The organism is Rickettsia sp. MEAM1 (Bemisia tabaci) (assembly GCF_002285905.1).
Lineage (GTDB): Bacteria > Pseudomonadota > Alphaproteobacteria > Rickettsiales > Rickettsiaceae > Rickettsia.
Genome location: NZ_CP016305.1, coordinates 470,367 through 483,414 on the forward strand (window position 1 = coordinate 470,367; position 13,048 = coordinate 483,414).

A 13,048-nucleotide genomic window follows, 5' to 3' on the forward strand; every position below is an offset into this window, starting at 1 on the left:
TGTATTAAAATAAAGAGATAATCTTTTAGAGTAAGTAGAATGTCTCCTCAAATAATCGAGTTATTAATTTTTGCTGGTATTGCTTTTTTTATTATTAATAAGCTAATTACGGCGCTTGGTGCTACTTCGGATGATGATCCAGCTAAACAGAAATCTTATTTTGGTGAACCGGTTATTAAAGATGTAACTCATAGTTCTACTAAATCATATGATGAAGAAAAAGATCTGCCAACCGCACAACATATTAAAGCTTTTAAAAATTTGATAGTAGAACAGAATATAACGGCAGTTGTAGATGGTATGGAAACAGTACATAAACGTCTTAATGCATTTCAACCTATTAAATTTATAAACAACGCTAAAATCGCTTTCCAAATGATTATAGAAGCTGCTTATAAAAACCAAACAGAAGAACTTGCTGAATTAGTTGATAAAAGGTTTTTAGAAGAATTTGAAAAAATATCTGATTCTTATGGTAATTTTTTCGATTCAACAGCTTTAAACGCTAAATATTCTGAAATTTATACATTTGGCAACAACATATTTATTAAATTACTATTCCAAGGTAAAAACGTAGTTGACAAAATAGAGGAATTGAAAGAAGAATGGACTTTTACCCGTAATGCTAATACCAAGGAAGTGGATTGGTTTTTAAGTAACATCGAAAAGGTTTAGTTTTGTTGTTCTGTAGTGACTTTGTTACTTAGAGCCTGTCATCCCGTGGCTTGTCCACGGGATCCAGTAATAAAAAATACAAATATAAAAGCTCGATTTCTCTCGCTTTATGCTGGATCTAGTTCCCAAGCCACGGTAGTTCCCAAGCCACGGGATGACACCGAACAATAATCAAGCCACGTGACACATATAAATAACAATAACAAACTATTAGTAATGAATAAATTATTCTATATTATAGGCACTATATTAATAATAGGTGTCTTTTTTATGTTTCAAAATAAATCCACCATAACAGGTGATAATAACAAAATAATCCCTCGTAAAGTTCTGTTCGGTAATCCTGACAAAGCCAGAGTGTCATTAACTCATGATGGTAAGTATATCTTATATGTTGCACCGAAAGACGGGGTGTTGAATATTTGGCTAGCTCCTAGCGATGATATTAGTAAAGCGGAAGCTATAACGCATGATAAAGGGCGTGGTATATGGTCCTATGCTAAAGCTTATAACAATAAAAATATTTTATACACTCAAGATTTTAACGGCGATGAAAATGACCGAATTTATAGTTATAATATAGAAACAAAAGAGACAAAGTTACTTACTCCGGAAAAGGGGGTAAAGGCTGGGCTAGTTGGACTAAGCTACAAAAAGCCAAATGAAATATTAATAGATTCAAATGAACGTAATCCTGAATATTTTGATATTTATAAATTAAATTTAGATAGTTTAGAAAAAGAACTGATTTATCAAAATGATAAATTTACCAATTTTGTAACAGATGAAAATTTAGATTTAAGATTTGGTAGTTTATTAGATAAAGATGGTGCTGTTGAATATTACGAATTAAAAGACGGCAAGCCTCAGCTATTTACCAAAATATCAATGGAAGATTCATTTAATACCGCTATACTTGGTTTTGACTCTAGTGGTGAAACTTTATATATGCTCGAGGGGCGTGATCGTAATACCTCAGCCCTGAAAGCTATAAATTTAGCTACTAATAGTTCAGAAATATTAGCAGAAGATGCAAAAGACGATATTGGTTTATTTGCCGTACATCCTACCAAGCAGACCCCACAAGCAGTATCAGTAAACTATGATATGGTATCGTACAAAATATTAGATAAAGATATTGAAGATGATATAAAATATTTGCAAAATCTTGATCGTGGTGATTTAATTATTAATAGTAGAACACTTGATGATAAAACTTGGATTATAGCTTATAACAGCGATAATTCACCGGTGAAATATTATAAATATGATCGCACTAATAAAAAAGCTGAGTTTTTATTCACTAACCGCAAAGAATTAGAGCAATATAAACTTGCTAAAATGATACCGGTAATTATTAAGTCACGTGATGGTTTAGACTTGGTTAGCTATATTACTTTCCCAAATGATATAAAACTTGATGAAAATAATATACCTGATAGAAAAGTGTCGCTAATAATTAATGTTCATGGTGGTCCGTGGGTGCGTGATAGTTGGGGGTACGATCCAGAACATCAATGGCTTGCTAATCGCGGTTATGCGGTGTTAAGTATTAATTATCGTGGTTCTACTGGCTTTGGTAAAAATTTCCTTAATGCTGGAAATTTAGAATATGCTGGTAAAATGCATACTGATTTAATTGATGGTGTAAATTGGGCAATTAATAATAATATAGCAGAAGCTAGCAAAATAGCAATTATGGGAGCTAGTTACGGTGGTTATGCAACATTGGTTGGAATAACCATGACGCCAGATATTTTTGCTTGTGGTATTGACCTTTTTGGTGCATCTAATTTATTAACTCGTGTACAATCAAAAGCTCCATATATAACACCATTATTAAGTATATATAAGACACGTATAGGTCCTTGGGATACTGAAGAGGAAAAAGAGTTTTTAAGACAAAGATCACCGATTAATTTTGTTGATAATATCAAAAAGCCTTTATTCATAGCCCAAGGTGTTCATGATGTAAGAGTCGTGCAAGCGGAATCCGATCAAATCGTTAATGCTATGAAAGCAAAGCACATACCGGTAGTTTATGCACTCTATAAAGATGAAGGTCACGGCTTTGCAAAACCTGGTAACAGAATTTCTTATTATGCTCTTGCTGAACAATTTTTAGCTAAAATCTTAAAAGGACGTGCTGAAGAAATTGGCGATGATCTAAAAAATGCTAATTTAATTTTGAATGATCAAGAGAATCTAAACGGAGCGGAAGCAGAGAAGATAATTGATAAGGCAGTTGGAGGGCTACGTCATTGCGAGTGTAATACTGTCACCTGTGGCTTCTATGTAATTCCTACTCCTGTCATCCCGTGGCTTGACCAGCGTTGTTGCATGGCTCAAAAAACAAGTACAATGTCATCCCCGCGAAAGCGGGGATCCAGCATAAAGCGAGACAAAGAGAGCTTTTAGCTTTAGAAACTTGTTGTGTTTATGCTTTTTTTCTGGATTCCTGCCGTTGCTAAAAATGACATATAAGGCATTTTCCGAGCCATGCAACAACGCTGGCTTGACCACGAGATCTCAGGATACAGCATGTAATAAAAGATACCGCGGTCAAGCCGCGGTATGACATCATTAGGAGTACCATTATGCTACTTACGAATACTGAAAATTCTTATGGGTTGATTGCTAAACTTTTCCACTGGATTATGAGTATTATGGTTATAGTAATGCTCATTGCTGGTTTTTTAATGGATGATTACATAGAGCCGCCTTTAAAATGGCAAATATTTGGCTTACATGAGGCAACTGGAGTGCTAATTTTAACTCTAGTTATATTAAGGCTTTTATGGAAATTCTATAACACTACTGTTTTACTGCCGGCAGATTTACCAAACTGGCAAAAGAAAGCCGCCACCATTAACATAAATCTCTTATATCTTTTAATGATATTAATGCCGATAAGCGGCTTTCTTATGACTATCCTGTCAAATCATCATATAGATTTTTACGGCTTGTTTACCATAAAATCTTTTGCCCAAGATTTACAATTCGCCAAAATATGCAAAAAAATACACCAAAAAGCAGCTTTATTATTTACTGCTCTGATTATTCTTCATATACTAGCTGCGTTTTATCATCATTTTATTAGAAAGGATAATGTACTTAAGAGGATGTGGAATGAGTAAGATATGTATTATTGAGTAGATTGAAAAAGTTTGCTGTGTCATCCCGTGGCTTGACCACGGGATGACAATAAAAAACTCTCTACTTTACAGTCTAAAAATTAATCATTATACTATATTTTAATTATTTAAATAAATTATTTATGAATATTCACGAATATCAAGCAAAAGAGATTTTAAGAAAATACGGTGTGCCTACTTCAACTGGGGTAGTGATCACGAAAACCGAAAGCATTAATGCCGCAATTGATGAACTAAATACAAAGGTTTATGTGGTTAAGGCACAAATACATGCTGGTGGTAGAGGTAAAGCCGGCGGTGTTAAGGTTGTTAAGAGTAAAGAGGAAGCAAAAAAAGTTGCTCATGATATGTTCGGTATTAATTTAGTCACACACCAAACAGGACCACAAGGACAGAAAGTAAATCGTCTTTATATTGAATCAGGTTGTGATATTTTAAAGGAATATTATTTTAGTGTCGTATTTGATAGATCAGCTAGCTGCATTACCTTTATAGCTTCTACGGAGGGCGGTGTTGATATTGAAGAAGTTGCAGAAAAAACGCCTGAAAAAATTATCAAATTTTCAGTTGATCCAGCTACCGGCTTACAAAATTTCCATGCTCAAGGAATAGCATATGAATTGGGGTTTAAAGACCATCAAGTAAAGCAAATGAAAGAAATAGTAAAAGCAACTTACAAAGCTTTTATTGAAACAGATGCAGCACAAATTGAGATTAATCCGTTAATTGTAAATAAAGAGGGCAATTTATTAGCGTTAGATGCAAAATTTACCTTTGATGATAATGGTCTATTTAAGCATCCTGAAATTATGGCTCTGCGTGATCAAGATGAAGAAGATCCGCTAGAAACAAGAGCAGCTGATGCTGGTCTTAGCTATGTGAAAATGGATGGCAGTATCGGCTGTATGGTAAATGGTGCAGGGCTTGCTATGGCAACAATGGATATTATTAAGCTTTATGGTGCAACACCTGCAAATTTCTTGGACGTTGGCGGCGGAGCTGATCGTGAACGTGTGAAAGAGGCCTTAAAAATAATTTTATCTGATAAAGAAGTAAAAGGCATTTTAGTTAATATTTTCGGTGGTATCATGCGTTGTGATATTATAGCAGAAGGAATTATCGCAGCCGCAAAAGATATAGGTATAAAAGTGCCGTTAGTAGTTCGTTTGGCTGGTACAAATGTTGAAAAAGGTAAAGAGATTTTATCTAATTCAGGTTTAGAAATAATACCGGCTCATGATTTAGCTGATGCGGCTAGTAAAATAGTCGAGGCTATAAATTAGGGTGTCATCTTGTGGATAAGTCGGCGTTCATGGATCACTTATGTCATTCCCGCCGTTGCTAAGAATGACATGGATAGGGCAACTCTAAGAGCTATGTAACAACCTAGGTACAAGCCACGGGATGACACAACATAAGAAAAAACATAAAAATTTATAAAATAGTATATCAAAGATGGCAATATTAGTTAATAAAAAAACCAAAGTAATCTGTCAGGGTTTTACAGGTTCACAAGGTACTTTCCACTCCGAGCAAGCAATAGCTTATGGTACTAAAATGGTCGGTGGGGTGACACCAGGTAAAGGTGGTAAAACTCACCTAGACTTGCCGATATATAACACTGTGCATGAAGCAAAAGCCAAAACTGGTGCTAATGCTAGTGTTATTTATGTACCACCTCCCTTTGCAGCTGATTCAATATTAGAAGCAATTGATGCTGGGATTGAAATAGTTGTATGTATCACTGAAGGAATTCTGGTACTTGATATGGTCAGAGTAAAACGTGCTTTAGTCGGTTCTAAAACAAGATTAATCGGTCCTAACTGCCCAGGCATTATAACCCCTGATGAATGTAAAATAGGTATCATGCCAGGACATATTCATAAAAAAGGTGCTATAGGAATTGTCTCAAGATCAGGTACTTTAACTTATGAAGCAGTAGCACAAACAACAGCTGTGGGGCTTGGTCAATCTACATGTGTCGGTATTGGCGGTGATCCCGTTAATGGCACTAATTTTGTAGATTGCATTGATATGTTTTTACAAGATGACGAAACAAAAGCAATTATCATGATTGGTGAAATTGGTGGCGACGCAGAAGAAAATGCAGCTGATTTTATCAAGCATTCAAAAATCAAAAAACCTATAGTAAGCTTTATAGCAGGTATTACTGCCCCTCCAGGTAAAAGAATGGGACATGCTGGAGCTATTATTGCTGGCGGAAAAGGTAGTGCTGAAGATAAGCTTGAAGCTCTGCAAAGTGCTGGTGTAACTATCACAAGATCACCTGCGGATATCGGCAAAACTATGCTGGATTTACTCAATGGTTAGGTGTTATCGTCAGCTCTTATGGGCACCGTCAAGTTAAGGGAGGTATAAATTAAGTATTGAGCAATTACAGGGAATGATTTATAGAATAGCAGTAACAATTTATCCTAGATTTTACCGCTATGCATATTACTCAAGCCCCGAATAGACATCGTTTTCCAGCAAGCATTATTAGCCATACAGTATGGTTATATCATCGCTTTAATAATAGTTACCGAGATGTTCAAGAGCAGATGGCTTATCGAGGTATTATATTAAGTCATGAGACTGTAAGGTTTTGGTGTTATAAGTTTGTAGTTTATTTTCAAGATGTTATTAGTAAGAGAGAGCGAAAGCCAACTGATAAATGGCATTTGGATGAGATGAATATCAAGATCAAAGGTGAAGTATTCATATTATGGAGAGCTGTTGACTCTGAGGGACATGAATTAGAAGTATTACTGCAGAAGCGTCGTAACAAGAAATCAGCTATTCGCTTTTTATCAAGATTATTGGGTAATTATCCATGTCCAAGGGTTATTGTGACTGATAAGCTAAAAAGCTACATTAAACCAGTTAGGTATATGTGTCCTAGGACTAAGCATCGTACCGATAAAAGACTAAATAATCGGATTGAGAATGCCCATCAGCCAACTAGGAGAAAAGAGAAGATACTGATTAAATTTAAGCATCCTAATTCAGCACAATGTACATTATCACTGATGGGAAAAGTCAGAAATATATTTGCTGTAAATGTTGGAAGATATACTAAAACAGCATCTGAGCAAAGAATTGCATTTGCGTCCGCTAAATCCATTTGGGATGAAGCTACTCAAAGACTTCTTGCTGTCTGAAATCTAAAAATATAGTACTTTGTGACACTAATTTACTTAACTTGACGGTGCCCTATTATTGCATTAGCAGTATTACTACTTGGCTTATAAGAATTTATCAGATATAAATAATAAACAAAACCGCTAGCCCAAATAGCAATTATTGTTAAAATTGTAAGAGTAATTTTTCTTATCATTTGAATATTTTAATAAATTCAGCTTCAAGAATTTTATCAAATTCAGTCATTTTAATATAAACTCCTAATTGATTTAGAGATGTTACTAAAGAATCTTCAAGACCACAAGGAATAATTCCGTTAAACTTATTTAAGTCTGTTGAAATATTTATAGCTATGCCGTGATATGTTATCCATTTTCTTACTCTGACTCCTATCGCAGCAACTTTTGATGGAATATCATCGTTTGTTTTTACCCAAATACCTACTTTATCTTTTATAATATATGCCTTTATTCCCAAAATATCTAGACTATTTATAATCCATTCTTCAAGCATTCTTACATATAGCTTTAAATCTTTAGTACGATTCGGTAAGGCTAAATTAAGGATAGGGTAAATAACACGTTGTCCAGCTCCGTGAAAGGTAAACTTACCGCCACGACCAGTATAAATAACAGGAATATTATTATGGTTTAGTAATTCTTCCTGTTTGTAATTAGTGCCAGCAGTATATACATCTAAATGCTCAACTAAATAGACTGCTTCCAGTTCTTTACCATCGATAACCTTGTTAACATAATTTTCCATTAACATTAAGCTATCTTGATAGTCTATAGGTGTTAGTGTAGTAATGAATTGTACCATATATTCAGTACTTTTGATAAAACTAAAACAATTAAAATACTAATTCTTCATATTTTATTGTTACAACTTCGTAGGATTTAACGCCTCCAGGGGTCATAACTTCCACAATATCACCTACTGATTTGCCAATTAAAGCTTTCGCTATAGGAGATGCAATAGAGACTCTTTTCTTAGTTATATCAGCTTCATATTCACCAACGATATGATACATAACTTCTTCTTCAGTTTCGTCATCTATTAACACGACAGTAGCACCAAATTTTATACTATCACCCGACAATTTAGCAACATTTATAATTTCTGCTCTTGCTGTTATATCTTCCAAATGTTTAATACGAGCTTCTACAAATGCTTGTTTTTCACGTGCAGCTTCATATTCAGCATTTTCTGATAAATCGCCATGTGCTCGTGCTTCTGCTATATCTTCGCTAACTTTTTTACGCTCTACATGTTTTAAATGCTTAAGCTCATGTTCTAATTTTTCAAAGCCTTTGTCGGTGATAGGAAATTTTGCCATCATATTGTTATTGTGTAAATTTGGTAATTTTAGTATGATATTATATCATCTTTATTATCTTTCGTATACCCTAAAATTAGTAACCTCATGAACATTGAAGATTTTAATTTTGAGAAAAAGCGTAAAGCTTTTCATTTATCTGCTATAATACTACCTTTAATATATATATTTATCTCAAGAACCTCTATTACTCTAATAATGTTATTTATAGTAACTGCTGCAACTTTGTATTTAGATATATCACGTCATAGTAACATTAAAATTAGTGAGTTTGTAACTAAATTTTTTACAAAAATTATGAGAGCAGACGAAAGTAACGGCTCTTTTGCCTTAAGTGGCTCTAGCTTTATGATGCTTGGTTTTTTCTTAACAGCTCTTCTTTTTCCTAAAAATTTGGCAATTTGTTCTTGGTTAATTTTAATTATTTCTGACTGTTTAGCTGCCCTTGTTGGTACAAAAATAGGAAATAGTTTAAATAATGGTAAGTCTTTTGCAGGTTCTGTAGCATTCTTACTATCCGCAATTTTTATAAGTATATTAGCGTATTTTTACTTAGGATTTAACACTAGTTTTATTATTATTATTATAAGTTCTATAGCAACTACAGCAATTGAATTTTATTCAAAGGATTTGAAAGTTAATGATAATTTATCAATTCCGCTTACTTATTGTTTTTCTACAGCTATCCTTTCTTATATTATTTAGAACATGAAGCTTGCACCAGAATTTTATGAAGTTTTAAGAAATCGTATTAACATATCTGATGTAGTGCGTCAAAAAGTAGTTTTAACTAGAAAATCTGGTAATTATGTAGGTTTATGTCCTTTCCATCAAGAGAAAACCCCATCTTTTACAGTTAGTGATAGTAAAAGATTTTTTTATTGTTTTGGTTGTAAGGCATCAGGTGACGTTATAAAATTTACCTCCAATGTTAGCGGTTTATCTTATAGCGATTCTGCTATAAAATTAGCTACCGATTATGGTATAGAAATACCAAAATTAACCCAGAAGCAAAAAGAGTTTTATGAAGAATCAGACGAGATTTTAAATATTCTTGAACTTGCCAATAAGTTTTTTAAATCACAATTAACACCTGAAATATTAAACTATCTAAATGAAAGAAATATTACTAATGAGACAATAAAGGAATTTTCAATCGGTTTTGCACCTAGAGGTAACAAATTTGAGAAATTTTTTCATGATAAAAATATAACAAATGTGCAACTTGGAAAAGCAGGTCTTATAGGAAAAAGAGAAGATGGCGAAATATATAGCTTATTTTCAAATCGTATAACTATACCTATCAGAAATATTTACAATAAAATAGTAGGTTTTGGGGGTAGAGTAATTGGGCAAGGTCTACCTAAATATTTAAATTCGCCAGAAACTGTAGTATTCCAAAAAAGTGAAACTCTCTATGGTGAGCATAAAGCCATAAGTAGTAGCTATAAAAAAAATTACTCGATTTTAGTAGAAGGTTATTTCGATGTTATTTCTCTGCATCAAGCAGGATTTAGTGAAGCAGTAGCAAGCCTTGGCACTAGTGTTACTGAAAATCATTTGCACAAATTATGGCGAGCAGGAGATGAAATTATATTATGTCTTGATGGAGATAATGCTGGAATAAAGGCAAGCGTTAGGACAATTAATTTAGCTTTACCGTTTATTAATAGTGAAAAGAAAATTTCTTTTATTAGGCTACCTAGCGGGCTAGACCCTGATGATGCAGTAAATAAAAATGGTGCGGATTTTTTTACAAAGCTTATAGATACAAGGATAAGCTTATCGGAAATGATTTGGCAAATAGAATATGCTGGTAAAAATTTTAAAACAGCAGAAGATAAAGCTAATTTAGAAAAGAATTTAAAAGATTATTGCAGTAAAATATCTGATAGTAATTTAAGAGCTAGCTATTATAGGTTTTTTAAAGATCAAATATGGCAAAATTTAGTTACAAAACAGCAAAAGACTGTAGCTAAAAATGTAAACTTGCTGCCTCTTAGTAGCGGTTATTCAGAGCTTGAAATATTAGAGCATGCTTTTTGTGCTTTATTAATAAAATTCCCGCAAATATTACAAGAATTCGAAATTAAAGAATTTATATTAAATTTAAATTTCAGTAATAAACTACTTGAAGAATTCCGTAATTGGTACTTAAGTGAGATTATTGATAATGCTGTAGAGGCAGGTGAAATTGCCGCAATTGTGGAAAAAACTAGCTTTTTTGATATTTTTTTATTATTATCAGAAGCAGACAACTTATTCTTAGATATAGCATTTAATAAAGATAATGTTCGCTTAGATTTATTATGGCAATGGTTATACAAAAGATATTATCTATTAAATTTACAGCAAGAATATGCACATATTACAAAAGAATATGTTATAACTAACATTGATGATTATGAGAAAGTTTTGTTTTATAAAAAAGAAATCTTAAAGATTGCAAGTGAATTGCAAAACTTAAATGAAACTTTTATTAATCATATTATTGATAATAGCAAATAACAAACTGTAGAAATCGTAATTTATGGCGGTTTCACAATAAAATATTATTATAACTTAATCAGCTTAATTCCATAGGTATTTAATGACAAATACAGATAATAATAATCTAAATAAAATAGATAGTTTACTAAAAAAAGCTAAATCTAAAAAAGGTTCGGTTACTTATAATGATATAAATAGAGCTCTTCCTGATGGGACATCTGTAGAAGAGATAGATAAAGTTATGTTTAGATTTTCCGAGGCGGAAGTAGATATTTTAGATACTAACGAGGATGACGCAATTAAGATTGATGACATGGAAATGGAAGAAGGTTTTAAAATATCCACCAATATTGATCATAAACCTGAAGATGAAACAGAGGAAGAAAATATAGGTACTACCGATGATCCGGTAAGGCTTTACCTGAAAGATATGGGAGGGGTTGATCTACTTACTCGTGAAAATGAAGTTGAAATAGCAAAAAGAATTGAAGAAGGTCGCAAAACATTGATCGCTGCACTATGTAGAAGTCCTATTGCTATGGATAAGTTTAGAAAGTGGTATGCGGATTTGGTTAATGAGAATAATATGTTACTGCGTGATCTCATAGATCTAGAATCTAATATGATGCATGATGATGAGACTTCGGAAAGTGAAGACGATCATAATAGTGATCATGAAGAAGAAGAGCAGGATCACAATCATGAAGAAAATATCTTATCAATGTCTAAAGTAGAAACACAGATATTGCCTAATATTATAGAGCGGATGAAAAAAATCGCTTTTATTTGTGAGGAATTATTAATTGAAACTAAAAAATCTTTTGAAAAGTCTGCTGATCCAAAAATATTACAAAATAGTAAAAAATATAATGATAATTTAGAACTATTAATTAGCGAAGTTTCAGAAATACATTTTAATTCTAAAAGAACAGAAGAAATTTTATCTGAAATGTATGGGATAAATCGTGATTTAATAAATAAAGAAACAGCCTTCTTAAAGCTTGCTGAAAAATACGGAATAACTCGTCAGAACTTCTTAGATGAATATATAGGAGCCGTAATTAATGCAGCATGGAAAGAAAAAATGCTGAAAAATAAGAAAGCTGGTTGGAAAGAATTGCTCACTAAAGAATCGGATTATATAGATCAGATGATTGCTGAATTATCAGCGATAGAGATTAATACCGGTCTTCTAGTTAATGATTTTAAAAAGTTAGTAAATACTATCCAAAAAAGTGAACGACAAACGTTGCAAGCGAAAAAAGATATGATAGAGGCGAATTTACGCTTAGTAATATCTATTGCTAAAAAATATGCTAATAGAGGCTTACAGTTTTTAGACCTAATTCAAGAAGGTAACATAGGACTTATGAAAGCGGTTGATAAATTTGAATATCGCCGTGGTTATAAATTTTCTACTTATGCAACTTGGTGGATTAGACAAGCAATAACAAGAGCTATTGCCGATCAAGCAAGGACTATACGTATTCCTGTGCATATGATCGAAACAATTAATAAGATAATAAGAACTTCAAGACAAATGCTTAATGAGCTTGGGTATGAACCAACTCCAGCAGAAATAGCAGCAAGACTTTCTATGCCGATTGATAAGGTAAGAAAAGTTATGAAAATAGCTAAAGAGCCGATTAGCCTTGAAAATCCGGTAGGTGATGGTGATGATAATAGTTATTTAGGCGATTTTATTGAGGATAAAAACGCAGTAGCACCAATTGATGCGGCAATTCAGTCAAACTTACGTGAAGTTACAACTAGAGTGCTTGCAACCCTTACGCCTCGTGAAGAAAGGGTGCTTAGAATGCGTTTTGGAATAGGTATGAATACTGATCATACGCTTGAAGAAGTAGGGCAGCAATTTAAAGTAACTAGAGAACGTATAAGACAAATTGAGTCAAAAGCCTTAAGAAAGTTACAACATCCTATCAGATCCAAAAAGCTTAATAGCTTTAGAAGCGGTGGAAAACGTGGTGATGGTAAACCTTCTGATTTGTTAGAAGCTTAAATCTAAACTTTTATCTAGTTGCTAGGTTGTTGCATAGCTTGGAAAATGCCCTGTATGTCATTCCCGCTTTCGTGGGGAGGCATTGCCTGCGTAGATCATTTTCTCGTCATTGCGAGAAAAACTGTAAGTTTTGACGAAGCAATCTCATCATTATTTCCTGAGATTGCCACGTCACTTCGCTCCTTGCAATGACGACTCTCGATCCATGCGGGCAACGCCGCTAGGGGA

11 protein-coding genes and 1 pseudogene are annotated in these 13,048 nt (G+C 33.3%); 9 read left to right on the forward strand and 3 right to left on the reverse strand.

Annotated elements, in window-relative coordinates; genetic code table 11:
• The first annotated feature begins 39 nt into the window (after positions 1-39).
• The 6 genes and pseudogenes from BA173_RS02465 (at position 40) to BA173_RS02490 (ending at position 6,991) form a co-directional block, all read left to right on the forward strand.
• A complete protein-coding gene (locus BA173_RS02465; RefSeq protein WP_016947777.1) occupies positions 40-675 on the forward strand; it encodes a Tim44 domain-containing protein in 636 nt (211 codons plus the stop codon).
• 216 nt (positions 676-891) lie between these two features.
• Positions 892-2,925, forward strand: a pseudogene (locus BA173_RS02470) (S9 family peptidase); the annotation flags it as partial.
• A 347-nt stretch (positions 2,926-3,272) separates the two neighbouring features.
• Positions 3,273-3,812, forward strand: a complete 540-nt coding sequence (locus tag BA173_RS02475; protein WP_016948456.1) for a cytochrome b — start codon at positions 3,273-3,275, stop codon at positions 3,810-3,812.
• Positions 3,813-3,952: 140 nt separating this feature from the next.
• Positions 3,953-5,113 carry an ADP-forming succinate--CoA ligase subunit beta gene (gene sucC / locus BA173_RS02480; protein ID WP_016948455.1) on the forward strand — a complete coding sequence of 387 codons (1,161 nt, stop codon included), beginning with the start codon at positions 3,953-3,955 and terminating at the stop codon, positions 5,111-5,113.
• Between the two features lie 172 nt (positions 5,114-5,285).
• Entirely contained in the window at positions 5,286-6,161 is an 876-nt protein-coding gene (sucD, locus tag BA173_RS02485; RefSeq protein ID WP_016948454.1) for a succinate--CoA ligase subunit alpha, read from the forward strand.
• 119 nt (positions 6,162-6,280) lie between these two features.
• Positions 6,281-6,991: an IS6 family transposase gene (locus BA173_RS02490; RefSeq protein WP_095568243.1), complete on the forward strand. Its 711-nt coding sequence runs from the start codon at positions 6,281-6,283 to the stop codon at positions 6,989-6,991.
• A 32-nt stretch (positions 6,992-7,023) separates the two neighbouring features.
• On the opposite strand, the gene BA173_RS02495 is transcribed toward BA173_RS02490, so the two are convergent.
• The 3 genes from BA173_RS02495 to greA are packed head-to-tail and all read right to left on the reverse strand — an operon-like array spanning position 7,024 to position 8,313.
• Complete coding sequence (locus BA173_RS02495; protein ID WP_373554027.1) at positions 7,024-7,167, reverse strand: hypothetical protein; 144 nt, start codon at positions 7,165-7,167, stop codon at positions 7,024-7,026.
• A complete protein-coding gene (lipB, locus tag BA173_RS02500; protein ID WP_257008614.1) occupies positions 7,164-7,811 on the reverse strand; it encodes a lipoyl(octanoyl) transferase LipB in 648 nt (215 codons plus the stop codon). The genes BA173_RS02495 and lipB overlap by 4 nt, the downstream gene beginning before the upstream one ends.
• Before the next feature lie 13 nt (positions 7,812-7,824).
• Positions 7,825-8,313 carry a transcription elongation factor GreA gene (gene greA / locus BA173_RS02505; protein ID WP_016948453.1) on the reverse strand — a complete coding sequence of 163 codons (489 nt, stop codon included), beginning with the start codon at positions 8,311-8,313 and terminating at the stop codon, positions 7,825-7,827.
• A gap of 84 nt (positions 8,314-8,397) precedes the next feature.
• On the opposite strand from greA, the gene BA173_RS02510 reads away from it, so the two are divergent.
• From BA173_RS02510 to rpoD, 3 genes are all read left to right on the forward strand, one after another.
• Positions 8,398-9,015, forward strand: a complete 618-nt coding sequence (locus tag BA173_RS02510) for a diacylglycerol/polyprenol kinase family protein (protein ID WP_016948452.1) — start codon at positions 8,398-8,400, stop codon at positions 9,013-9,015.
• Positions 9,016-9,018: 3 nt separating this feature from the next.
• Positions 9,019-10,818, forward strand: a complete 1,800-nt coding sequence (gene dnaG / locus BA173_RS02515; RefSeq protein ID WP_016948451.1) for a DNA primase — start codon at positions 9,019-9,021, stop codon at positions 10,816-10,818.
• A gap of 82 nt (positions 10,819-10,900) precedes the next feature.
• The gene (rpoD, locus tag BA173_RS02520; RefSeq protein ID WP_016948450.1) at positions 10,901-12,820 is read left to right on the forward strand and encodes an RNA polymerase sigma factor RpoD; all 1,920 of its coding nucleotides are present in this window, start codon (positions 10,901-10,903) and stop codon (positions 12,818-12,820) included.
• The last annotated feature ends 228 nt before the right edge of the window (positions 12,821-13,048 follow it).